This is a genomic window from Synechococcus sp. NOUM97013, from assembly GCF_014279815.1.
In the GTDB taxonomy this organism is placed as follows: Bacteria; Cyanobacteriota; Cyanobacteriia; order PCC-6307; family Cyanobiaceae; genus Synechococcus_C.
The window spans coordinates 565,286-588,563 of sequence record NZ_CP047941.1; the positions used below are offsets into that span (position 1 = coordinate 565,286).

Sequence of the window (23,278 nt, forward strand, 5' to 3'; positions counted from 1 at the left end):
GACACGCTTGCTCACAACTCCGCGGAGCGCTATTCAAGGTCAAGGTTACGCAGATTTCCGGTGTCGTTGATTTCTCGCCTTCGTGCGGTCGTTGCAGGGGATGATTACCTCGATGGCGACTATGACGAGCTCGATTACGACACGGGTGAGCACGACGATGCTGTGCCGGGCATGACGTCTGCCAACAGCAGCGCACTGGCTCCTCTCGATGCATCCAATCCCTTCGAGATGGATCAGAGTTTCTCAGGCACCAATGTGATCGGCATGCCTGGCATCAGCTCCAGTGCCGCTGAAGTGTCTTTGATGGAGCCCCGCAGCTTCGATGAGATGCCTCGGGCCATCCAGGCCCTGCGCGAGCGCAAGACTGTCATCCTTAATCTCACGATGATGGAGCCTGATCAGGCTCAGCGTGCCGTGGATTTTGTGGCCGGTGGCACCTTCGCCATTGATGGCCATCAGGAGCGCGTCGGTGAAAGCATTTTCCTGTTTGCCCCCAGCTGCGTCACCGTCACCAATGCCAGTCAGGAAGAGAGCACCACGCCCACGGTGGTGACCAAAGATGTGGAACAGGCCTCCGCAGAAGCCAGCGTTGCTCCTGCACCCGCTTGGGCGGCGTCTGACGCCACGGCCCTCTGATCAGCGCGTCCGTTTCGGTGACTGCTTCCGTCGGTGTAATCGGTCTGGGCCGCATGGCTCAGGCCCTGGTGCGACCGCTGATCGAGCGGAAGATTCTTGCGGCTTCCGAGTGCATCGGTGTGGTGGGACTTGAAGCAAGTGCGCAACGTCTGCGCACAGAGTTGCCGTCCGGCTTCACGGTTGTTCCGGCTTCTGATCCCCGTGCTGCCGAAGCTTGGACGGCTCCGGTGCAGTTGCTGGCGGTCAAGCCGCAGCAGCTCGACGCCGTGGCCGCTGGCGTGATCCCTCCCGCACCTTCGACAGCATCCCTGGTGATTTCTGTGTTGGCGGGAGTCACTCTGGAGCGATTGCAGCGCACGTTTCCAGGTCGCGTGTGTGTTCGAGCGGTTCCCAACACCCCCTGCCTGGTTGGTGAGGGGTTGTGTGGGCTGGCCTGGGGAGAGGGCGTGACGCCCGAGCAACAGCAGTGGGTGCGGGATGCTTTTGCACCCGTCAGCGAGGTGTTGGAACTGCCGGAGTCGAGGCTGGATGCTTTCTTGGCGTTGACTTCATCAGGTCCCGCTTATGTGGCGTTGATCGCTGAGGCCCTTGCGGATGGTGCGGTGGCAGCGGGGCTTCCCCGTGACCAGGCGCATCACCTTGCGCAGCGCACCCTCGGCGGGACGGCGGCCCTGCTGCAACAACAGCATCTGCATCCCGCCCAACTGAAGGACATGGTCGGTTCACCGGGGGGCACCACCATGGCTGCAGTGCGCAAGTTGGAGCAAGCCGGCCTGAGGTCGGCACTGATCGAAGCAGTTCTGGCTGCCACGGAACATGGCAGGTCCTTGCGCTAAGCCGCCAGAGGTGCGGTGCGGGTGAGTTCTCCGTAGAGGTTTTCCAGCGCATCGATGTTCCGAGCCATCGTGTAGCGCTCCATCACCCGCTCGCGCGCCTGTCGGCCCAGCGCTTGGGTGAGCACCGGTTGATCACGAAGCACGGGCAGCAGCGTGCGCAGCTGACTGGTGACCCCCAGCGTGTTCATCACGATGCCGGCTCCTCCGGCGAGCACCTCGCCGTCGGCTCCCGCATCCGTGGCGACGCAAGCGCATCCGCTGGCCATGGCCTCCAGTAGTGCCAGCGATAAGCCTTCCACCAGAGACGGCAGCAGGAACACTTCGGCGGATTGCAGCAAGGCCACGCGCGTGGCCAGGTCGGACTCATAGCCCCACCACAGCACGTTCTCCATCTGGCCGTAGCTGTTCTGAAGCGTGCTGCGCAGCGGCCCATCGCCAACGATGACCAGACGGCAGCCGGCGGTGTCCACCAGTCGCCAGGCTTGCAGCAGTGCTTCCACGTTCTTTTCTGTGGAAATCCGTCCCATGTAGAGGAAGACGCGTTCGGTGCCCAGGCGTGAACGCACCCTCTGCAGCTCACTGCCGATTGCAGAGGGCAAGGCATCGGCCGGTCGCCATTGCGTCGTGTCGACTCCGTTGGGAATCACCGCCAGGCGATCCTCTCGGACGCCGAGGCGTGCGAGCACGTCAGCTTGCAGCTCAGAGAACACGATCACCCGGTCATAACGGGAGAGTGCAGGGGCATACAGCTGATAAGTGAGCTGTTGTGTCCCTGCTGTGAGGTTGCGCAGGCCTGCATCGAATGGAGGGTGGAAGGTGGCCACCAGCGGAACCTGCAGTTGCTGGCAGAGCTCAGGCAGTCGGAAATCCAGGGGTGAGAGGGTGAGGCTGGCGTGCACCAGATCCGGCTGGAGCCGTTCCAGCGAGTCGCGGAGCTCCCGCTGCGCGCCGGGGGAAGGGATGGTGTAAACCTGCGACTTCACCAGGTAGGGCAGGCTCACATCCGGATCGTTAGCCAGAAGGGATGTGCTGCTGCCTGGTGCTTTCGGGTTGTCGAAATGGATGAAGCTGGTCTGGTGACCACGGGCCCTCAGGGCTTCCGTGGTGCTCAGCCCGTAGGTGACATTGCCGCAGAACGGAGTTTTTTTGCCCAGCCAGGCAATATGCGTCAAAGCCACTGAGGGAAGGGCTAGGCAAACGCTAGCAGCGCTGCCAGGGGCGCTCGATCAGGGCGGCAACCAGGGCCAGGCCAGCCAGGATCCACAGCACCGGCAGCAGCCCCACACTGCTCACTAGAGCGCCTGCCAGCACAAGGGGGAGGCTGAGGGCAATGTTGATCAAATTGTTCTGCAGCCCGAACACGCGCCCGCGCTGCGATTCAGGCGTGTCCTCCTGAATTGTGGTCTGCGCGGGGATGGCCACCAGCGCGGCACCGGCCCCGAGCAGCGCGCATAGCCCCAGGGTGTAGGTGAGGTTGCCGCGCAATTGCCCGAGCAGCACCAGGCTCCAGGTGATCGCCCCCAGTCCGGTGGCTGCCAGTCGGCGGCGGCTGAATCCATGGCCCATCTGCGCCACCACGACGGCCCCGATGGCCATTCCCAGCCCGCTCATCGCCAGCAGGCTTCCGAAGCCGGTGGGGCCAAGACCCTGAATGGCCGACGCCAAGCTGATGGCCAGCACGTAGAGAGCTGCCAGCAGGCTGTAAAGCAGCACCAGATGCACCATGGCCGTCCGCACTGAGGCGCGCTCACGCAGCACCTGAAGCCCTGCCACGATTTCTTTCCAGACCGACTCGCCGTTATGGGTCCGGGGCTGTTCGCGCATCCGGATCGTGCTCAATGAGATGGCCGCCATGCCGTAGCAAAATGGCAGAAGCAGAAATTCACCACCCTTGAGGCCAATTGCCTGAAAGAGACTGTCCAATCCCCGCAGGATCGGCTCTCCCAGGGCAAAACCAACGATCGTCGCTCCCATGCTGGTGGCCTGGTAGAGCGAATTGGCTGCCAGCAGATGTTCCTTGGGCACCAGCATCGGGATGGCGGCCTGTTCGGCCGGTGCGAAGAACTGGGTGAGCACCGATTCCAGAAAGGTCATCACCAGAAGGGCCCAGTACCCCCAGCTGAGGCCGAGCCAATGGGGTCCTGGCAGCAGGAAAAACGGGGTGAACACCACAAGCAGGGCCCGCAACCCGTTCGAAGCGACCATCACCCGCCGTTTGGGCCAGCGGTCGACCCAAACTCCCGCCACTGAACCCAACACCATTGCTGGGATTGTGTTGGCGACATAAACCCCTGTCGCCAGCAGGGTGATCCGTTGCGCACGGGTTTCAAAGTCCATGCGGATCGCTGATGCGATTTCCGCCAGGGCTCCATTGTCCTGCGGTGTGTTGGTCACCCAGTACTGGGCGATCAGATACACCATCAGAACGATGTAGAACTTGTCGGCCAGCTGCGAAAAGATCTGGCCGATCCAGAGACGGCGGAAGCCGTCGAAGCGCACCACCGTCTGCAGGCCTCGAGGGCCTTCCGGGTTTCCACCGGTCGGGAGCGCGGGCTCCGGACTGTTCAGGGAAGATCCGCTCACGGTGCCTGCAATGACCGGGTCATGATCGCTTACGGCGCAGGCAGGCTGTCGCTGACCATTTTCAGCGAGCGCACAGGGCGGGGCAGATGAACCCGGCACCAGCAATCGATCAAGGCCAGCAGCTTGAGCCACACCGGCCGCGGTCCCATCAGTTCACCATTGGGACGCTTGGGAAGATCCGCTCGGGGCAGCCGTTGCAGCAGTGCAAGTTCGGAGGGGTTGAGTTGCAGCCTGGCGCCGGGAAGACTTCCGAGTGCGAGACCCTCTTCGGGTAGCAGGCTGCAGCGCCACTCCCACTCACCGATCGGTGGAATCAGTTCAGCACCGCTTTGGCAGCAGACCTGCAGCGGCAGGCCGTAGCCGCCAAGCGCCAGCAAGTGCACGCCGGCCTGAACCACCATCGCGAGGCTGAGGTCGGGATCCGGGTTCGATGAGCGGCTCAGGGCCTCCAGTCTTTCCAGGTGAATCAGCACCGTCTCCAGCAGGCCCTGGATGGGGTTGTCATCACTCACCAGAGCAATTGAGAGTTCCGCCAGGGCTTGGGCGGCCGCCAGGGTCTCCAGATGCTGCCCGACGCCGCTGAAGTTGTGACGCACCTGCAGCTGCCGTACGCGTTGGAGGCCGCGGCGACCCACGACCTGCAGATCCAGGAGAGTGAGGGGAATGGCGGCAGCAAGGCTGCTTTTGGGGCGGCGAGCGCCAGGCACGGCCAGCCGCACCACCCCGGCCTCATCGCTCAGCAGGGTCAGCAGCCTGTCGTGCTCACCCAGTGGCCCTACCTTGAGGGCCAGGCCCTGAAGGCGTCTGTCGCCGCTCATCGCTCCTGGCGCAGTGCTTGCACCAGTGACGGACCATGGCCGGTGCCCAGGCCCCTGGCACCCGCTTCCACCAGATCCAGGGCCTGCTCCAACGCCCGGATTCCACCGGCTGCCTTGATGGCACAGCGCCCGCGCGTGTGTTGCCCCAGGGTTTTGATCTGTTCGGGTGTGACAGCGGGCCCGAAGCCGTTGCCGGCCTGCAGTGCGGCGGCACCTGCATCCATGGCGGCTTCTGCCGCCAGAGCGAGCTGTTCGTCTTGGAGCTGATTGACGTCGAGAACCACCGTCATGGGCAGATCCAGCGCCGCGATCGCAGCCAGTTCTTCGGCGAAGGCATTGGCCCGGCCATTCACCAGCGCGGACCAATCGGGTGTGACATCCAGAGCATCAGCGCCATGGGCGGCGGCCCACTCCGCCTCCGCTTGTTTCAGTTCTGCCGGTAGTGCTCCGAAGGGGAATCCCACCGTGGCGGCCAGTTTTACTGGTCCGGTTCCCCCCAGTCGCTGGCGCACTGCCTCGAGGTGGCTCAGGCTGACGCAGACGCCCCCGAATCCAAGCTGTCTGGAGGCATCGCAGAGGTTATGAAGCTCCTCCTCCTGGAGGAGTGGGTTGAGCAGGGCCTGGTGGATCAGCGGGGGAAGGTCCGGCAGGTCCTGACGCCGCGGTGACATGGTCATCGCTGAGGATCAGACGGAAGAATCCGTCAAGAAAGGTTCAGTTGCGAGCTTGGATCACACCGTATCCACCGTGATTGCGTCGGTAGATCACCTGCAGCTCATCACTGTCACGGTCGCGGAACAGATAGAAGTCGTGATCAATCAGGTCGAGTTGATGGCGCGCGTCATCGACGCTCATGGCGGGCATGGCGAAATACTTGCGCCGCACGCCGGGGTTCGGCAGCTGAGCTTCCTTGCCATCTAGCAGCGATTCCTCCACAGGGCTGTCGTTGAGCACCGCTTCGGTGGCTGGGGTTTCGGTGGCGCGATGGCCGTGGCTGTGATGGTGATCGCTGGTACGGTCCTTGAAACGACGCAGCTGCCGGGCCAGTTTGCTCGCCACCAGATCAATGCTGGCGTAGAGGTTCTCGCTGCGTTCCTGGGCCCGGATCACGGTGCCATTGGCAAACACCGTGACCTCAGCCGTCTGTTGCGGAACTCTGGGGTTGCGGGCTACCGAGAGGTGCACATCCGCTTCATGAACAAGATCGTTGAAGTGATGAATGGCCCGGTCAAGCTTGGTTTCGGTGTAATCCCGCAATGCGGGCGTGATATCCAAGTTGCGACCATGGATCAACAGCTTCATGCATCCCTCCGATGCCTGGTCCTATCGGCAAGCTAGTGACGCCGCCTGATTCCGCAAATGAGTCTTCGGCATTTCTTTTTCAGCCGCAGCAACTCGTTCCCTTTGCGCAGGCCTGGCAGGAGCAACGGTGCTGGCAGGAAGGCCTGCTGGCAGAGCCCGCTGCCGCAGGTGGTGCTGAAGCCGTCTGGTTGCTGCAACATTCCAGTTGCTACACGCTCGGCCGTGGTGCCAGTGAAGCCCATCTTCGTTTTGATCCGCTTCAGCCTCCGGCACCGCTGCACCGCATTGACCGTGGCGGCGAAGTGACCCATCACGCCCCTGGTCAGTTGGTGGCTTACCCGGTGCTGGATCTCCGTCGTCATCAACCCGACCTGCATTGGTATCTGCGCCAGCTCGAGCAGGTGGTGCTGGATGTGTTGCAAGCCCTTGATCTCCATGGTGAGCGGATCGATGGGCTCACGGGGGTCTGGCTGGATCAGCGCAAAGTGGCGGCGATCGGGGTCGGCTGTCGTCGCTGGATCACCCAGCACGGATTGGCTCTCAATGTGACCTGCGATCTGGCGGGGTTTGAGGCCGTGGTGCCTTGCGGCCTGACGGATCGGAAGGTTGGCCGTCTCAGCGATTGGGTCCCTGGACTGTCCTTGGAGGAAGTGCGCCCTCTGCTCCGTGATGCTCTGGCTCACCGATTCGGGCTCCGTTGGCAGTCGGTGATTGAGGGGATGGCGATTGCCGAAGCCTCGTCAAGGTGATAGGCCTGGGCGACCGCGCTCTGTTCCTGTGACTGCTGCCGCCCATGCTTCCTGGCAACCCACACCCCGTGAGCAGGAGGCACTCGCTCGTCAGTCCCATGTGCAGGCCCTCGGACGCGTCGATCAGGTTTGGCCGTGGCTGGCGACGAACCATGGCGAGGTGATGGCCGTCGATGCGCCCCATGCGGCCCATCCCGAGCGATTTAGTTACCAGCAGTTGGCAGAACGCATTGCGCGCGCTGCCACGGCCTTCCAGCTGCACGGGCTCAAGGCTGGCGATGTGGTCGGCCTGTTTGCCGAGAACAGCCCCCGATGGCTGGTCGCTGACCAGGGGGTGATGCGTGCTGGTGGGGTAGATGCGGTGCGTGGGGCAGCCGCGCCGGTGGAGGAACTGCGTTACATCCTCGAGGACTCCAAGGCTGTGGCCCTGGTGGTGCAAACCGGCGATCTGCTGGACCGCCTGCAGCTGCCTGTAGATCTGCAAGCCCGTCTGCGCTTCGTGTTGGTGTTGGAGGGTGAAGCACCGGCGGGTGCGCTGGATTTCGACACGTTTTTGAGCCGTGCCGATGGGCATCAGCCTCCCGATCCCATGGCGGGCCGCGAGCAAGCCTCGGCCGCTGACACCATCGCCACGGTCCTCTACACCAGCGGCACAACCGGTCGGCCCAAAGGGGTGCCGCTGACCCACGCCAATCTGTTGCACCAGATGCGCAGCCTGGCCGCCGTCACCCGCCCGGATGCCGGAGCACCGGTGTTGAGCGTGTTGCCGATCTGGCATTCCTATGAGCGCAGTGCGGAGTACTACTTCTTCGCTTGCGGTTGTTCGCAGAGCTACACCACGATTAAGCAGCTCAAAAAGGATCTGCCGCGGGTGAAACCGGTGATCATGGCCACGGTCCCCAGGCTCTGGGAGGCGGTGCAAGCGGGCTTTGACGATGTAGTGAAAACGCTGCCCCCTGCCCGTCAGCGCCTGCTCCTGTCGGCCTTGGCCAACAGCAAGGCCTACACCCTGGCTCGGCGCCGCAGCCTTGATCTTTTGATCGAGCCTCTGCGCAAGCGCGATCGTTTGCGTGCCCTGGCGGAGTTGACACGGCGATGGCCAGCCCATGCCCTGGCCTCTCAATTGATCTGGCCGAAGTTGCGCCAGCAGCTCAGCGGTGGCGCTTTGCTTTATCCGATCAATGGTGGTGGCGCGATCGCCCCCCATGTGGATGCGTTCTTCGAAGCGGTGGGCATCGAACTTCTGGTGGGATATGGCCTCACCGAGACCAGTCCTGTGGTGAGTTGTCGCAGGCCCTGGCGCAACATCCGTGGCAGTTCCGGATTGCCGATGCCGGAGACGGAGTTTCGCGTGGTGGATGCGGAGACCCGTGTCCCGCTGGGGTACCGGCAACGCGGCGTGGTGCTGGTGCGTGGTCCTCAGGTCATGGGGGGCTATTTGGGTAAGCCGGATGCCACAGCCAAGGTGTTGGATGCCGAGGGGTGGTTCGACACCGGTGATCTGGGCATGCTTCTGCCCGATGGATCCGTGGTACTCACCGGACGTGCCAAGGACACCATCGTGCTCAGCAGCGGCGAGAACCTCGAGCCGGGTCCTTTGGAGGAAGCACTTGTGTCCTCGCCATTGGTGGAACAGGTGATGCTTGTGGGGCAGGACGAGCGCCAGCTGGCGGCCTTGGTGGTCCCGAAGCAGGAGTCGCTTCAGGCCTGGGCTCTGGAACAGGGCTGTGATCCAGGCCCGGATCTGGGGGGTCGCCCTGGTGATCCGGCTTTGCTGCGTTTGCTGCGCGGAGAGCTCAATCGGTTGCTGGCTGCTCGCGTCGGCTCGAGGGCAGATGAACGTCTGGGCGGTGTGGCGCTGGTCGAGCCGTTTTCCATCGAGAACGGTTTGCTGACGCAGACGCTCAAGCAGCGCCGCGATCGCATCACGGACCGCGATCGCACCGTGATTGAGGGCCTGTACGGCCGTTGAGTCCGGGCCTGCTGCGGTGGCTTGACCATCCGGCGCGGGACTGAGACGCTTGGCGCTGCTTCCTGGCCCTCATGTCCGACGGCACCACCTTGTCGATCAAGCGCTCCATCACCATTCGCGCGGTGGTGACTCCGGCGTGGAAGGAGGAAGCCGAACGTGAGCTCAGTGGCGCCATCGCCACCACCGATCAGCAGCTGGCCCAGCTCGAACAGGAGGGTCAGCAGGTGGTGGATGAAGTGCGTCGTCAAAGTGCGAATCCTCTGGATCCCCGCGTTCAGGAGCAGGTGGGGCAGGTGCAGCAGCAGGTGGCTGCCAAGCGGGCTGAACTGGAGGAGCAGAAGCGCAACCTGCTGCAGCAGCAGGCTCAGGTGCGCGAGCTGGAGATGGAACAGATCGTGGAGCAGGGCCAGCTGGAGAGCTTTTGCGACATCCAGGTGGGCGACAACCTGGTGAGCAAGATGCAGGTGTCTGTTGTGGTTCGTGACGGGGTGATCGAGTCGATCCAGCAGGGCTGACCTCTGCGAAGGGCCGCCCTGTCGGCCCGTAAAATCCCCCCTACATAGCCCCTCTGGAGACGGTTTTGGCGACCCACGACATCTTCATGCCTGCCCTCAGCTCCACGATGACGGAGGGGAAGATCGTCGAATGGCTCAAGAAGCCTGGCGACAAGGTTGGCCGCGGCGAGTCGGTGCTCGTTGTCGAATCCGACAAGGCCGATATGGACGTGGAGTCCTTCAACGAGGGATACCTGGCTGCCGTGCTGATGCCTGCGGGAAGCACCGCTCCAGTGGGCGAAACGATCGGGTTGATTGTTGAAACGGAGGCTGAGATTGCTGAAGCTCAGGCCAAGTCCCCCTCCGGTGGTGGCGCCGCTCCTTCCGCACCTGCCGCTGCCACAGCACCGGCTCCAGCCGCTGCCCCTGCTCCCGCCGCGCCCGCGGCGACCCCTGCTGCCCCAGCACCCGCACCCGTGGCGCCACCAGCGCCGGCGGCTGCACCAGCCGCCAATGGGCGAGTGATCGCCAGTCCACGGGCCAAGAAGCTGGCCTCACAGATGGGCATTGAGTTGGCGACTCTGCGTGGCAGTGGCCCGAACGGTCGCATCCAGGCCGAAGACGTTGAGCGTGCTGCCGGTCGCCCTGTGAGTGTGCCGCGTGTGGGTGAGGGTTCCGCGGCTGCCGTGGTGGCAGGAGCCACTGGCGCGGCTCCTGCACCGAGCGCTCCCGCCGGCAATAGTTTCGGTCGACCCGGTGAAACAGTTGCGTTCAACACCCTGCAGGGGGCGGTGAACCGCAACATGGAAGCCAGTCTTGCTGTGCCCTGCTTCCGCGTCGGCTACACCATCACCACCGATAAGTTCGATGCTTTCTACAAACAGGTGAAGTCGAAGGGCGTCACGATGACGGCTCTGCTCGCCAAGGCCGTCGCCGTCACCCTGGCCCGTCACCCCCAGGTCAATGCCGCCACTACCGCTGCCGGCATGGCTTACCCCGCTGATGTGAATGTGGCCGTGGCTGTGGCCATGGAAGACGGTGGTTTGATCACGCCTGTTCTGCGTCAGGCCGATCGCACCGACCTCTATGAGATGTCTCGTCAGTGGAAAGATCTGGTGAGTCGCTCACGCAGCAAGCAACTGCAGCCTGAGGAGTACAGCACCGGGACGTTCACGCTCTCCAACCTGGGCATGTTTGGTGTGGATCGCTTCGATGCCATCCTTCCCCCGGGGACCGGCGCGATCCTTGCCGTGGCGGCCTCTCGGCCTACGGTCGTGGCAGGAAAGGATGGATCAATCGCTGTGAAGCGGCAGATGCAGGTCAACCTCACCGCAGACCATCGAGTGATTTACGGCGCCGACGGTGCGGCCTTCCTGAAGGATCTGGCTGAACTGATTGAGACCCGGCCTGAAAGCTTGGTCCTGTGAGCTGATCGGCCTTTGCGCTGATCGGTCGTTGGCCTGAGCGTCCCGCGTCGAGCATCTGCCAGGTTTGTCGACCATTGCCACTCTTGGAGCGGCAATGGTCGACAACTGCTGTGTCCGTTCGATGGTTCTCCCGTCTGCTGGGGCATCCGTTGCCGCGCTCCAGTGCAGGCGATGAGCGACTTCCCAACATTCAGGCGCTGCCGATTCTGTCGTCAGATGCGCTGTCATCAGTTGCCTATGCCACTGAGGCGGCGCTGGGCATCTTGATTCTGGGTGGAAGCGCAGCCCTAAAGCTGTCGCTGCCCATCACGCTCGCGATCATCGCTTTGATCGTGATCGTTGTGCTGTCGTACCGACAGGCGATTGCCGCTTATCCCAATGGCGGCGGTTCCTATGTGGTGGCCCGCGACAATCTCGGACGCAATGTCGGGCTGGTGGCCGCTGCGGCGTTGTTGATCGACTACGCGCTGACGGCAGCGGTCAGCCTGATGGCGGGCACCCAGGCCTTGTCATCGCTCGACCCCACGCTTCTGCCCTACGAAGTGCCGATTGCCCTGGTGCTGCTGGTGTTGGTGGGTTGGGCCAATCTGCGCGGGGTGAAGGAAGCAGGGCGAGTGTTTGCGATCCCCACTTACGCCTTCGTGCTGATGATCGCGCTGCTTACGGTGGCGGGACTGAGAGATCTGACCTTCCATCACGGTTGGCATCCCGATCCACCGCCATTGACGGCGGCCTTGGAGCCGATCGGGTTGTTCATGATCCTGCGCGCGTTTAGTTCCGGTTGCTCAGCGATGACGGGCATTGAAGCGATCGCCAATGGGGTGAAGGTGTTTCGTGAGCCGGCACCGGTCAATGCACGCAAGACGCTGTTGGTGATGGCCGTCCTGCTCTCAGCGATGTTCTTCGCCGTCAGCGGCATGGGGTTCATGTATGGGATTGCGCCGAATCCCGACATCACCGTGCTGGCCCAGATCGGACAGCGCGTTTTCGGGAACGGCAGTGTTCTGTATTGGACTCTGCAGATCACGACCCTGCTCATCCTGGTGCTGGCCGCCAACACGGCGTTCTCCGGCTTCCCCAGGTTGGCGGCGATGCTCGCGGAGGATCGTTGCCTGCCGATGCAGATGAATCTGCTCGGAGATCGGTTGGTTTATCAAAACGGTATCGGTGTGCTGCTGGGCATCACTGCGCTGATCATCGTGATCTGCCGGGGTGACACCACCGTGGCGGTGAACCTTTATGCCCTGGGGGTGTTCACAGCCTTCACCCTGTCGCAACTGGGCCTGGTGCGTCGCTGGTGGATGCAACGGGGCCCCGGCTGGCGAGGTCGCATGCTCATGAATGCGCTCGGGTCGCTCACCACCTTCGTGGTGCTGGTGGTGATCGTGGTGAGCAAGTTCGATGAAGGGGCCTGGACGGTGGTGATCGCCATCCCGCTGTTGGTGTGGGGACTGGCTGTGATCCGCCGCCGTTACCGCCAGATCTTTGCGGCATTGGCCCCCGACCCTGATGCGGCTCCTCTGCAAGTGGTCCCCCGAGATCCGCCGACTGGGCATCACGCCATCGTCTGGATTCCGAGCATGATGCGGCCCGCTTTCGAGGCGGTGCGTTACGCCTGTTCCTTTGCCGATTCAGTCACCGCGGTGGTGGTGGTTCAGAACGATCAGGACGCCGGACATCTCAGTCAGATGTGGGATCGCTACGTGGGACCCAACACCGGTGCGCTCGAGTTGGTGCTGCTCGACAGCCCGTTCAGTTCTCTGCTGGATCCTTTCTGTGATTTTGTGACGGCGGCGGAGCAACGGCATCCCGAACGCATCACCACCGTGGTGATGCCGGTGGCGATTCCCAGGGACCGTCTCGATGTTGCGTTGCTGAATCAGCGGGCTCGGGCCCTGTTCGAAGCGCTCTCCGATGACCAGAGCCGCGTGTTCTCGATCGTGCGCTATTTCGTGCCGAATGGTCGCGACCCGGCCGGCTCTCGGTCTTCAGGCAGCATGGAATGATCATGATCACGCTCTGTGGCTGACCCTCGGGATCTCCAGCTCAGCTCCTACGACTACCAATTGCCGGAGGAGCGCATCGCTCAGTCGCCAGTGGAGCCGCGACATGCCGCAAGGTTGCTGTCGGTGCCAGCACTGGAAGACTCGATCGAGCGGGCGGGACATCTTCAGGTGTGGGATTGGCACGAGCAGCTTCAGGACGGCGATCTGCTCGTGGTCAATGACACCCGTGTGCTGCGAGCACGACTTCGGGTGCGCCGATCAGGCGGAGGCCTTGCCGAACTGCTGGTGCTGGAACCTCAGGGTGAGGGGCGCTGGCTCTGTCTGGCACGACCGGGCAAGAAGCTGAAGCCTGGCGATCAGGTGTGGCTGGAAGCCCTGGAGCAGGAGCCCCTCCCGTTGCAGGTTGTGGCCACCGATGGATCGAGTGGCGGTCGCATCATCCAGTTCCCTCTGGGCTATGCCGATGCGGCAGCAATCGAGGGCCTGCTGGAACGCTACGGCGAGGTGCCGCTGCCGCCCTACATCACCCGGCATGACGACTCCGACCAGGAGCGCTATCAGACGCGCTACGCCTCCCGCCCGGGAGCGGTGGCGGCTCCCACAGCGGGTCTGCATCTCAGCGATGAGTTGCTGCAGGCGATCAAGGACCGGGGCGTGCAGATGGCGACCATCACTCTCCACGTGGGGTTGGGTACCTTCCGGCCGGTGGAAACGGAGGATCTTCGTGACCTCAGCCTCCACAGCGAGTGGGTGGAGGTCACACCTGATCTGGTGGCTCAAGTGGAGGCCTGTCGCCGACGCGGAGGTCGGGTGATTGCTGTGGGAACCACCAGTGTGAGGGCCCTGGAAGGGGCCGCGGCAGCATCAGGAGGAACGCTGCAACCGTTGAAGGGGCCGGTGGATCTGGTGATTCAGCCTGGTTTCCGCTTTGCGGTAGTGCAGGGATTGTTGACCAATTTCCATCTGCCTAAGAGTTCTCTGCTGCTGTTGGTCAGTGCCCTGATCGGGCGTCAACGACTGCTGGATCTCTATCGGGTCGCCATTGATGAGGCCTATCGCTTCTATTCCTACGGTGATGCGATGTGGATTGCTCCAGAGGCAGTGCTTCCTGAAGCCCGATGTGCCGCACGCGCTTCAGGTTCAGATCCCCAATCGAAACCCTTCCAATCAGACGACCACAGTTGATGCTTCCTCGACAGCGCCACATCTTTCTGAATCGTTATCGATTGCGTCGCAGCCTGACCATCGGCACCATCTTGACGTTGCTCTTCTATCACCCGTTCACGGGTAAGGAAGCACTGTCCATCGGCATGTTGGCGGCGTTGGTGGTGGATGCAGTGCTCTTCTTCAAAACTTCATGGTCAATGGATTACGCGCAGACCAAGGCGCTGTTTGATCATGAAAGGTTGCGTCCCGGTCTCTTGATTAAAAGCACGGTGGCGATTAATTTTCTCGGCCTGGGTGTGATGAGCCTTTGTGTTAGTGATCTCGGTTCCAAACAGCCAGTGCTGCCAGAGGATCTGCGTATTTTTATTTATTTTGTCTCGATCTTGCTGATTTGGATCAGCCTGCATCACGGCTATGCCATGCATTACGCCAAGATTTTCTTCCACGTGAATGCCGATAGGGATGATGCAGAAAATGCGGAATCAGCCACAAAGGTGTTTTCTTTTCCAGATGATCGACGTCCAGTCTTGTTTGATTTTCTCTATGTCGCTTATGCCATTGGGATGACCTTTGGGATGACCGATGTTGGTGCGCAATCAACCGAGATTCGTAAGGTTGTGCTGGCGCAGGCGATGCTGGCTTTTCTCTTCGCGACAACGGCAATTTCAGCCATTGCTAGTTTGTTCACCGCCTGAAAGCTGACATCAAAAAAGCCCTGCTATTCAGCAGGGCTTCAGTTGCATTCAGGAAAGACCTGATCCTGTTCAGACAGCGACGGGTTGTTCGATGATGCCGGTGGGAACATCGGCAAACATCACAGAGGAGAGATAGCGCTCCGCCAGGTCAGGCAGCACCACCACGATGGTCTTGCCGGCGTAGGCGTCCTGTTGTGCCAGGCGAATGGCAGCGGCGGCTGCGGCGCCACAAGAAATGCCCACCAGCAGACCTTCCTCCTTGGCCAGACGCAGAGCCATCGCGATGGATTCGTCGTTGGTCACCTGCTCCACCTTGTCGACCACGGAGAGGTCAAGGTTCTTGGGAATGAAGCCAGCGCCGATGCCCTGAATCTTGTGGGGGCCAGGCTTCACCTCTTCGCCGTTTATGGTCTGGGTGATCACTGGGCTGTGGGTGGGTTCCACGGCGACGGATTCAATCGCCTTGCCGGCTTCATTCTTGATGTAGCGCGACACACCGGTGATGGTTCCACCGGTTCCAACGCCAGCGACGAGCACGTCGATGGCGCCATCACAGTCATTCCAGATCTCAGGACCGGTGGTCTTCTCGTGGATTTCGGGGTTGGCCGGGTTGTCGAACTGCCCAGGCATGAAGTACTTGCCAGGATCGGTGGCGGCGATCTCCTTGGCCTTGGCGATGGCACCGGGCATGCCTTTGGCTGCTTCGGTGAGCACGATCTCAGCACCCAGAACGGCCATCACGCGGCGACGTTCGATCGACATCGACTCGGGCATGGTGAGCACGAGTTTGTAACCGCGGGCTGCTGCGGTGAAGGCCAAGGCAATGCCGGTGTTGCCGGAGGTGGGCTCCACAATCACCTTGCCTTCGGTGAGCTCACCACGCTTCTCGGCGTCCCAGATCATGTTCGCGCCGATCCGGCACTTCACGCTGTATGCGGGGTTGCGACCTTCGACCTTGGCGAGGACGGTGGCTTTGCAGCCCTTGGTCACGTGGTTGAGGCGCACCAGGGGGGTGTTGCCAATGGCCTGGCTGTTATCGGCGTAAACGCGAGACATGGGAAGTCGGAGATTGGCCAATTTCAGCAATGTAGATAGAGCATTTGACTACTCGCCTGTGTCTTAAGGGCTTGTTCAAAATCTGATAGATCGACCCCATTCAGGTGTTGCGGTCGCTGATGGGAACCGAGCCTTGTGGCGATCGACATCAGTGACCCCAAAAGCCCCTGTGTGTCTAAGCCCTCAGAGCTTGTTCAAAGCGCTGCCAAAGCTCTTCCGGGTCCTCAAGGCCCACCGACACTCTCAGCAGATGGGATGGCACGCCACAGCGTTCCGCCCAGGCCAGCTCCTCGTAGTGAGCGAGAAGCACATAGGGACAGACCAGTGTGAAAGCGGTCCCAAGACTGGGACCTTTGCAAACCGCTAGGGCGTCGTACACCCGTTGCGCTTGTTCGCTGCCGCCCTTGAGTTCAAAGGAGAGCAAGCAGCCATGGCCTCCGCCCGGTCGTTGCAGCTGCCGAAAGTTCTCACAGTCACCAGGATGAAACACCCTTGCCACCGCAGGGTGCTGGCGCAGGCGTTTCGCCAACAACAGGGTGTTGGCATTCAATCGGGGGATGCGATCGCCGACATCGCGGCTTCCTTGCTCCAAGACCATGGCATCGAGGTCTGCTAGTGGGGCTAGGGGTTGGCGTTGTCGTGCCGTTTCAGTGAGCTGTGCGTGCCAAGGGGAGTGGGGGCTGATGACCAGGCTGCCCGCGAGCACATCGCCGCGACCGGCAAAGCTTTTGGTGAGGGAACTGAAGACCATGTCGACGTGCGGCAAGGCATCGACATTCAGACCGGAGCCGATGGTGTCGTCGGCGATCACAGGAATGTTGCGTTGGTGCGCGAGCTCGCTGATCACGGCAAGGTCGACACAGCGCAGCATGGGGTTGCTGGGTAGCTCCACCACCACCGCAGCAGGTTGCAGGGCGTCGAGCGTGGATTGCACGCTGGCCGCGCGGTCATCCAGCGTGAGCTCCGCTCCCGCGAAGACCACCTGCGGCAGTTTCAGCACGTCGACGTAAGGGAAGCCGATCTGCAGCACCGGCCGTGTCGGCTTCGCATCAAACACCAGTTCAAGCGCTCGATGCAGGGCGGCCATCCCGGAGGGATGCAGGCTGATCGCCTCGTGCTGGCAGCCGTAGATCTCAGCCAAACGCTGAACCACGTTGAAGCGTGCGGATGCACCGGCCTCTGGATCTGGCGCGCTGTCATGACCAAGGGCCACAGCGGCAAGCCTGGAGGAGGCACCAAGCCCTGTGTGTTGCCAGTACGCCTTAGCTGCTGGTGTGCTGATGGCATCGGCGACCAGGCAGGTCAGTCCATGGATGGTTTCCAGATGTGTGGTTCCGTTGGCTTGTTGCCGCGAGCAGTGCGTCTGAGCCGCGGTTGCTGCAGCCCGATTGGGATAAGGCCAGCTGCTTGATCCCTGAGGAAAAGCTGCGTTGGCCTGCTGCAGTGCCTCTTTCGCCAGTGCGGCCACCAGTGGATGCAAACCGAAGCGCGGGTACACCGTTCGCAGGGCGTTGCGGCAGTTCGGATCGTTTTCCTCGTAAGCGATCACATCACGCCAGGTGGGCAGGGCCACCGAGACGGCGTGAGGGGAATCGGGCAGCGGATGGCCCAGATCGCTGGCCTGCCAGCAGGGATCGCGCCATAAGTCGCGAGCACTCATTGCAGCTGAGACAACGCCTGGTCGAGATCGTCAATCAAATCCGAGACATCCTCACAACCCACCGACAGGCGGATCAGCCCATCGCTGATGCCCAGCTTCTGCTTCACCTCGCTGGCAACAGCGGCGTGGGTCATGGTGGCTGGATGGCAGATCAGGCTCTCGACGCCACCGAGGCTTTCAGCCATCGTGAACCAGCGCAGTGCCTTGCAGACGGCGTAGGCCTGGTCACGGCTGGCGTTGATGCCGATGGTGACGATGGCTCCCCCATGGCGCATCTGCTTGAGGGCTACGTCCTGCTGGGGATGGTCTGAACGGTGGGGATAACGCACCCAGCTCACCTGAGGGTGATTTGCCAGGTGATCCGCCAGTGCGGCGGCATTGGCCATCTGCTGCTTCAGCCGCAGGGGCAGGGTTTTGATCCCGCGGGTGATCAACCAGCAGTCGAAGGGTGACGGCTGCAGGCCCAGGGCCTTCTGCGCGAACACCATCTTCTGGTACCAGCTGGGATCGTCAGTGCACACCGCCCCACCCAGGGCATCGGAATGGCCGTTGATGTATTTGGTGGTGCTGGTGAGCGAGAGGGTGGCTCCCAGTTCCAGCGGGCGTTGCACCAGGGCTGTGGCAAAGGTGTTGTCCACCACAACCGGAACATCGGCGGCCTTGGCAGCGGCACACACCGCCTCCAGATCAATCACCTTCAGCAAGGGATTGGTGGGGCTTTCCAGCCAGACCATGGCTGGCTGGCTGGCGGCAATGGTCTCAGCCGCTGATGGGGCGGTGAAGTCCACCCATTGCGTGCGCACGCCGAACTTGGCGAACACCTGCTCGAACAGACGCACGGTGCAGCCGTAGAGATTTTCTTCGCACAGCACCAGATCGCCCTGACGTAGTCCGGAGGCAATGGCGGTGATCGCGCTCACGCCGGAGCCGAACACCGTGGCGTGTTCACAGTGCTCCACCGACGCCAGCACACCCTCCAGGATCCGGAAGTTGGGGTTGCCGGAGCGCGTGTAGTCGAACCCCTCGGGGTTGCCGTGGGCAAACGTGGAGGTGGCATAGATCGGAGGCATCACCGTGCCCGTGCCCTCCGCGAAGCTCTCGCCGTGATGAATGGCTCGGGTGCTGTCGGCCGGTGCTGGTGCGGGACGCTGCAAGGCGTGGCTGCGATCAAGCGGCAAGGCTAGGAAACGGCCTGTTGACCGCCGCTAGCGTCGGGTCAGATCAGATCTTCCGCCGTGGCTGAAAGCGCACCGCAGCAGCTTGAAAAAGATGAATGGCGGGATCACGTGCTTAGCGAGATCGTCACGTTTCTGAGCGAGAACAAAGAGCAGATTCATGCCCGCTACCTGGAGCAGCGTGACGGTCAGCTGTCACGTCAGCTGATCGAGGAGGCAGGGTTGATGGATTTTGAACTGGCCATCACGTTCCTGGAAGACAAACCCAAAGGCTTTGGCCTGGGTCTGGGCTTTTTCAAGGCCAACCTGATCCGCTGAGGCACGGATTCACTGAGGCACTGATCCGCGCAGGTGCAAAAAAATCCCCGCCTCGGCGGTGCCGGGCGGGGACGATGACCATGAACGGGATGAGCAGGTCTCAGACCTTGCGGGAGTAGTACTCCACCACCAGCAGTTCATTGATTTCCAGTGCGACCCATTCGCGTTCGCACTTGCTCACGACCTTGGCGCTGAGCTTCGATTTATCGAGCTCCAGGTGCGGAGGCACGTTGGCCAGGCCGGGGAATTCGAGGTTGCCTTCAGCCAGCTTTTTGCTGCCTTTGCGTTCGCGGATCGCGATCACATCACCGGCCTTGCATTGATAGCTGGCGATGTCGGTGACGCGGCCGTTCACGGTGACGTGGCCGTGGTTCACCAGCTGGCGGGCGCCAGGCACGGTGGGGCCGAAACCGAGACGGAAGCAGACGTTGTCGAGACGGTTCTCGAGCAGCTTGAGCAGGTTGGTTCCTGTGGAACCGTCCTGGGCGCGCGCTTTCTTCACGTAGCGCACGAGTTGGCGTTCAGACACGCCGTAGTTGAAGCGAAGCTTCTGCTTCTCTTCGAGACGGATCGCGTATTCAGAGCGCTTGCGACGGGCCTGGCCGTGCTGACCGGGGGGATAGGACCGCTTTGCGGCCTTCCGGGTGAGACCGGGGAGGTCTCCCAAGCGCCGCGTGATCCTCAGGCGAGGGCCGCGGTAACGAGACATAAGTAAGGAAGGTGTTGGAGCATCCGCACCGCTCAACCGTCATGCTGGACACAGGGTCCGCACCGCGGTTTCACATGCGCGAATCAAACACTTTATCTGGCGACAAACCTCACACCTTGGCGCGATCCCTCAACCAGACGCTGGCGCAGTTGATGCTGGCGCTGATCGGCTTCTATCGCCGCTGGATCTCGCCGATGCTTGGCCCCCGCTGTCGTTTTATTCCCACCTGCAGCGCCTACGGAGTGGAAGCGATTCAGCGCCATGGTCCATGGCGTGGTGGCTGGCTCACCCTGCGCCGGATCAGCCGGTGCCATCCCTTCACCCCCTGCGGCTGTGACCCCGTCCCCGACTGAACCGCTTCAGCTCACCCTGTTCAGCCGCCAGGGTTGCTGCCTTTGTGAGGGCCTGGAGCAGCGGCTGCGGCAGTTGGATCTCAGCCAGTTGCGCCCTCCCCTGCAACTCACGGTCATTGATATCGATGCTCCGGGTGTCGACCCAGACCTGCACGCTCGCTACGACCTTGAGGTGCCGGTTCTGCATCTCATGGATGTTCCCTTACCCCGGGTCTCGCCGCGCCTGAATGCCGAGGGACTGTTCAGTTGGTTGCAACGGCTATCTCCCACCAGCGCAGGATCGGACTAGAAAAGCTGGATTCATGGGGGTTGTTGGTGACGCAGACGCTTCATTCCCTTCTCAAAACGGCCGCGCTCCCCGTGCCGGAAGGCTTCCCCAACCCGGGGATTGAAGCGATCACCTGCGATTCCCGCAGCGTCGGACCCGGGTGTCTGTTTGTGGGGCTTCCAGGGGAGCGGGTGGATGGTGGTCAGTTCTGGAAAGCGGCGTTGGAGGCCGGTGCGGCGGCAGCGTTGATCGGCGCCGCAGCCGCTGCTTCCCATCCACCCACCAGTGAAGATCCGGTGTTGGTACTTCCGGCACCTGTGGCCCATTGGGCGGGTGAGCTGGCCGCGGCGTTCTGGCAGCAGCCCTCATCGCGGTTGCATCTCATTGGGGTCACCGGCACCAATGGCAAGACCACCACAACGCATCTAATTGAGCATCTGAGTGCGGAGTGCGGCCGTCCTGCGGCATTGTTCGGCACGTTGGTGAATCGCTGGCCTGGCCACAGCATCACCTCCACCCACACCACGGCGGTGGCGGACCGATTGCAGGCGCAGCTGGCGGAGGCCCTCGCCGGCGGGACCCAGGTGGCGGCCATGGAGGTGAGCTCCCATGCCCTGGATCAGCGACGGGTGGCGGGATGCCGGTTTGCTGGGGCCGTCTTCACCAACCTCACCCAGGACCACCTCGACTATCACCCGTCGATGGAGGACTACTTCGAAGCCAAAGCGCGTCTGTTCGCGGAGCCTTTTCTTGTGGGGGACGGCCCAAGTGCCGTGGTGAATGTGGATGATCCCTGGGGACGTCGACTGGCGGATCGGTTGGGCGAACGCGCTTGGCGATGCAGCCTTGAGCAGGAGGCAGATCTGTGCATGCGCGATCTGGAGATGACCTCCGCGGGTGTGCAGGGCTTGTTGATCACACCCAAGGGAGATGCCCGCTTTCATTCGCCTTTGGTGGGACGTTTCAACCTGATGAATGTGATGCAGGCCGTGGGCGCGTTGCTTCAGCAGGGATTGCCCCTACCGCTGCTGCTCGAGGCCTTGCCCAAATTCCGTGGGGTTCCAGGACGGATGGAACGCGTGATGCCCTCGGCCCCCACCGCAGAGCAACGCCCTTCTGTGCTTGTGGATTACGCCCATACGCCCGATGGATTGCGCAGCGCTCTGGAGGCTTGTCGCCCCTTTGCCGACGGGCGTTTGATTTGCGTGTTCGGATGCGGTGGTGATCGCGACCGGGGCAAACGCCCTCAGATGGCCGCGATTGCAGCGGAGCTGGCCGATGCCGTGGTGGTGACCTCCGATAACCCTCGAACGGAAGATCCTGAACAGATCCTCATGGATGTGGTGCAGGGTCTGCCGTCCGATGCTGAGCGTGTGGTGGAAGCCGATCGCGCCGTGGCGATCGCTCAGGCGATCGCGGCATCCGAGCCCGGTGATCTGGTGTTGATTGCCGGGAAGGGGCATGAGGACTACCAGATCCTCGGCACCGAAAAGGTGCATTTCGACGATCGAGAAGAGGCGGAAAAAGCGCTGCGCCGCTTGGGTTGATCAACAGGCTGTCAATCAGCAGTCTGTCAATCAAGAGGCGGTGGCTTCTTGGTTCAGCGCGTGGGTGAGACGTTCGAGCTCATCCACCGTGGTGCAGATGTGTGTGCAGGCGCGCAGACAGGAGGGATCCGCCAGATCGCGGATCCACAGCTGTTGCGTTCCAAGCCGTTGCACCACTGTGGCGGGATCGCGCTGCGTTGCTCCCTGGCCGATCTGAAAGCTCACCAGACCGGCCGGTGGTGGTCCATCCAGCAACGGCGTCACCCCCGGGAGGGTATTGAGCTTGTTCCAGAGCGAGGCGCTCACCGATGTGATCCGTTCCAGTCGCTCCTCCGCAGATCCCTCTTGGTCGAGCAACTCCAGGGAACGGCGCAGCCCGGCCATGAGCGGAACGCAGCTGGTGGCCACTTCAAAACGGCGGCTGTCGTGATGGAACGGATCGGGGTCACCGGCAATCGCTCGGCTCTCGTCTTGAAGGCTGCGCCAGCCGATGATCGTGGGGTTGGCTTCGCTCAGCACGCGTTCAGACAGGGCCAGGCCGCCCAGACCCTCAGGACCACAGGCCCATTTGTGGCCGGTGAAGGCATAGATGTCTGCGGCTGAAGCGGCGTCAGAGACGGGAATCTGACCCACGCTCTGGGCCGCATCCACCAGCAGGTAGGGGTGAGCAGGGTGTTGCGTCAACCGTTCGGCCACGGCTCGAATCGGCATCACTTGGCCTGTGTTCCAGAGCAGATGGGACAGCACCACCAAGCGAGTCTTTGGGCTGAGGTGTTCCTCCAGGCTGCTCAGCAGGGCCTGATCGGTCTGCTGCTGCCCGTCGCGACCAGCGCGCAGTTGTTTCACCGGCAGAGTTGCAAGCGTGAGTCGCAGGCGCCGGGCGAATTCGTGGCAGGCGCTCACCACCCCGGGGTGCTCACAGTCACTGATCAGGATCTGATCGCCCTCGTTGAGGGGCAGTCCCCAGAGCGGCAACACGCAGCCGGTGGTGACGTTTTCGCTGAGGGCCAGTCGATGGGGCGGGACCCCGCAGATTCGAGCGAGCTGGCCGCGCGTGCTGTTGACCTCCTTGCTGATGTAGGGCCAGATCTCTGCTGTGAACGGTCCCAGTTCCTGGATGCGTTTCCAGCTGGTTGTGATCGCTTCCAGTGAGGGTGTCGGCAGAGGACCCTGACCGCCGTAGTTGAAGTAGGTCTTGTTGGCCAGGGCAGGGCAGAGGTCGCGCATGGACACGGCAATGGCGTGAGCCAAAGGATGGGTGCCACCACGTTGGCAGTGACTTCATTGGCCTTCAGGGTCTTTGCTTCTTGGTCAACGACTCAGCCCTACTTTTTTCTGGTCTGTTTTTAGCTGTGCGTTCCATCTGCCATCCCGACCACCGTCGCCATTCGATTTCCGCTGCCGTCAGGAATTGATGGTGATTGATGTCGGTTTCGCTGGCTTCAAGGCCCACCTTCGATTTGAACCACTGACTCTTCCACCAGAGAGATCAGGGCAATCGGTGACT

Annotated in this window: 23 protein-coding genes; 13 read left to right on the top strand and 10 right to left on the bottom strand. The window is 62.2% G+C overall.

Annotation, left to right across the window (positions count from 1 at the left end):
• The first annotated feature begins 60 nt into the window (after positions 1-60).
• Both SynNOUM97013_RS02955 and proC read left to right on the top strand, forming a co-directional pair.
• A complete protein-coding gene (locus SynNOUM97013_RS02955) occupies positions 61-636 on the top strand; it encodes a cell division protein SepF (RefSeq protein WP_186480705.1) in 576 nt (191 codons plus the stop codon).
• Positions 637-653: 17 nt separating this feature from the next.
• The gene (gene proC, locus SynNOUM97013_RS02960; RefSeq protein WP_186480706.1) at positions 654-1,472 is read left to right on the top strand and encodes a pyrroline-5-carboxylate reductase; all 819 of its coding nucleotides are present in this window, start codon (positions 654-656) and stop codon (positions 1,470-1,472) included.
• Here proC and SynNOUM97013_RS02965 read toward each other — a convergent pair.
• The 5 genes from SynNOUM97013_RS02965 to hpf are packed head-to-tail and all read right to left on the bottom strand — an operon-like array spanning position 1,469 to position 6,175.
• Positions 1,469-2,644, bottom strand: a complete 1,176-nt coding sequence (locus SynNOUM97013_RS02965; protein WP_186481383.1) for a glycosyltransferase family 4 protein — start codon at positions 2,642-2,644, stop codon at positions 1,469-1,471. The two genes, proC and SynNOUM97013_RS02965, sit on opposite strands and share 4 nt — an antisense overlap.
• A gap of 28 nt (positions 2,645-2,672) precedes the next feature.
• Positions 2,673-4,055 (bottom strand): MFS transporter, encoded by a 1,383-nt coding sequence (locus SynNOUM97013_RS02970; protein ID WP_186480707.1) that lies wholly within the window; start codon positions 4,053-4,055, stop codon positions 2,673-2,675.
• Between the two features lie 29 nt (positions 4,056-4,084).
• Positions 4,085-4,873 (bottom strand): DNA repair protein RecO, encoded by a 789-nt coding sequence (locus tag SynNOUM97013_RS02975; RefSeq protein ID WP_186480708.1) that lies wholly within the window; start codon positions 4,871-4,873, stop codon positions 4,085-4,087.
• A complete protein-coding gene (deoC, locus tag SynNOUM97013_RS02980) occupies positions 4,870-5,550 on the bottom strand; it encodes a deoxyribose-phosphate aldolase (protein ID WP_186480709.1) in 681 nt (226 codons plus the stop codon). The genes SynNOUM97013_RS02975 and deoC overlap by 4 nt, the downstream gene beginning before the upstream one ends.
• 37 nt (positions 5,551-5,587) lie before the next feature.
• Positions 5,588-6,175 carry a ribosome hibernation-promoting factor, HPF/YfiA family gene (hpf, locus tag SynNOUM97013_RS02985; protein WP_186480710.1) on the bottom strand — a complete coding sequence of 196 codons (588 nt, stop codon included), beginning with the start codon at positions 6,173-6,175 and terminating at the stop codon, positions 5,588-5,590.
• 11 nt (positions 6,176-6,186) lie between these two features.
• On the opposite strand from hpf, the gene lipB reads away from it, so the two are divergent.
• The 7 genes from lipB to SynNOUM97013_RS03020 all read left to right on the top strand — a co-directional run bounded on the left by lipB (position 6,187) and on the right by SynNOUM97013_RS03020 (position 14,685).
• On the top strand, positions 6,187-6,924 hold the full coding sequence (lipB, locus tag SynNOUM97013_RS02990) for a lipoyl(octanoyl) transferase LipB (RefSeq protein ID WP_186480711.1): 738 nt from the start codon (positions 6,187-6,189) through the stop codon (positions 6,922-6,924).
• Positions 6,925-6,952: 28 nt separating this feature from the next.
• On the top strand, positions 6,953-8,896 hold the full coding sequence (locus tag SynNOUM97013_RS02995) for an AMP-binding protein (protein WP_186480712.1): 1,944 nt from the start codon (positions 6,953-6,955) through the stop codon (positions 8,894-8,896).
• Between the two features lie 71 nt (positions 8,897-8,967).
• A complete protein-coding gene (locus tag SynNOUM97013_RS03000) occupies positions 8,968-9,411 on the top strand; it encodes a YlqD family protein (protein ID WP_186480713.1) in 444 nt (147 codons plus the stop codon).
• A gap of 65 nt (positions 9,412-9,476) precedes the next feature.
• The gene (locus tag SynNOUM97013_RS03005) at positions 9,477-10,817 is read left to right on the top strand and encodes a dihydrolipoamide acetyltransferase family protein (protein ID WP_186480714.1); all 1,341 of its coding nucleotides are present in this window, start codon (positions 9,477-9,479) and stop codon (positions 10,815-10,817) included.
• Between the two features lie 110 nt (positions 10,818-10,927).
• A complete protein-coding gene (locus SynNOUM97013_RS03010; RefSeq protein WP_255442919.1) occupies positions 10,928-12,823 on the top strand; it encodes an APC family permease in 1,896 nt (631 codons plus the stop codon).
• A 15-nt stretch (positions 12,824-12,838) separates the two neighbouring features.
• Positions 12,839-14,008, top strand: a complete 1,170-nt coding sequence (gene queA / locus SynNOUM97013_RS03015) for a tRNA preQ1(34) S-adenosylmethionine ribosyltransferase-isomerase QueA (RefSeq protein WP_186480715.1) — start codon at positions 12,839-12,841, stop codon at positions 14,006-14,008.
• A 41-nt stretch (positions 14,009-14,049) separates the two neighbouring features.
• On the top strand, positions 14,050-14,685 hold the full coding sequence (locus SynNOUM97013_RS03020) for a DUF1345 domain-containing protein (protein ID WP_186480716.1): 636 nt from the start codon (positions 14,050-14,052) through the stop codon (positions 14,683-14,685).
• A gap of 69 nt (positions 14,686-14,754) precedes the next feature.
• Here SynNOUM97013_RS03020 and cysK read toward each other — a convergent pair whose 3' ends face one another.
• The 3 genes from cysK to SynNOUM97013_RS03035 form a co-directional block, all read right to left on the bottom strand.
• Positions 14,755-15,741 (bottom strand): cysteine synthase A, encoded by a 987-nt coding sequence (cysK, locus tag SynNOUM97013_RS03025; protein WP_186480717.1) that lies wholly within the window; start codon positions 15,739-15,741, stop codon positions 14,755-14,757.
• A gap of 175 nt (positions 15,742-15,916) precedes the next feature.
• Positions 15,917-17,401 carry a PLP-dependent transferase gene (locus SynNOUM97013_RS03030; protein ID WP_186480718.1) on the bottom strand — a complete coding sequence of 495 codons (1,485 nt, stop codon included), beginning with the start codon at positions 17,399-17,401 and terminating at the stop codon, positions 15,917-15,919.
• Complete coding sequence (locus SynNOUM97013_RS03035) at positions 17,398-18,555, bottom strand: PLP-dependent aspartate aminotransferase family protein (RefSeq protein WP_186480719.1); 1,158 nt, start codon at positions 18,553-18,555, stop codon at positions 17,398-17,400. The genes SynNOUM97013_RS03030 and SynNOUM97013_RS03035 overlap by 4 nt, the downstream gene beginning before the upstream one ends.
• A gap of 81 nt (positions 18,556-18,636) precedes the next feature.
• Here SynNOUM97013_RS03035 and SynNOUM97013_RS03040 point away from each other — a divergent pair, with 81 nt between their 5' ends.
• Positions 18,637-18,894: a hypothetical protein gene (locus SynNOUM97013_RS03040; RefSeq protein WP_186480720.1), complete on the top strand. Its 258-nt coding sequence runs from the start codon at positions 18,637-18,639 to the stop codon at positions 18,892-18,894.
• Between the two features lie 100 nt (positions 18,895-18,994).
• On the opposite strand, the gene rpsD is transcribed toward SynNOUM97013_RS03040, so the two are convergent.
• On the bottom strand, positions 18,995-19,603 hold the full coding sequence (gene rpsD / locus SynNOUM97013_RS03045; protein WP_186469373.1) for a 30S ribosomal protein S4: 609 nt from the start codon (positions 19,601-19,603) through the stop codon (positions 18,995-18,997).
• A 74-nt stretch (positions 19,604-19,677) separates the two neighbouring features.
• On the opposite strand from rpsD, the gene yidD reads away from it, so the two are divergent.
• Genes yidD through SynNOUM97013_RS03060 form a run of 3 tightly spaced genes read left to right on the top strand, consistent with a single transcriptional unit; the run spans position 19,678 to position 21,771 of the window.
• Positions 19,678-19,956, top strand: a complete 279-nt coding sequence (yidD, locus tag SynNOUM97013_RS03050; RefSeq protein ID WP_186480721.1) for a membrane protein insertion efficiency factor YidD — start codon at positions 19,678-19,680, stop codon at positions 19,954-19,956.
• Positions 19,937-20,245, top strand: a complete 309-nt coding sequence (locus SynNOUM97013_RS03055) for a glutaredoxin family protein (RefSeq protein ID WP_255442922.1) — start codon at positions 19,937-19,939, stop codon at positions 20,243-20,245. Before yidD ends, SynNOUM97013_RS03055 begins: the two co-directional genes overlap by 20 nt.
• Before the next feature lie 26 nt (positions 20,246-20,271).
• Entirely contained in the window at positions 20,272-21,771 is a 1,500-nt protein-coding gene (locus SynNOUM97013_RS03060) for a UDP-N-acetylmuramoyl-L-alanyl-D-glutamate--2,6-diaminopimelate ligase (RefSeq protein WP_186481385.1), read from the top strand.
• 30 nt (positions 21,772-21,801) lie between these two features.
• Here the strand turns inward: SynNOUM97013_RS03060 and SynNOUM97013_RS03065 are convergent, their stop codons facing one another.
• A complete protein-coding gene (locus tag SynNOUM97013_RS03065) occupies positions 21,802-22,998 on the bottom strand; it encodes an aminotransferase class V-fold PLP-dependent enzyme (protein WP_186481386.1) in 1,197 nt (398 codons plus the stop codon).
• Between the last annotated feature and the right edge of the window lie 280 nt (positions 22,999-23,278).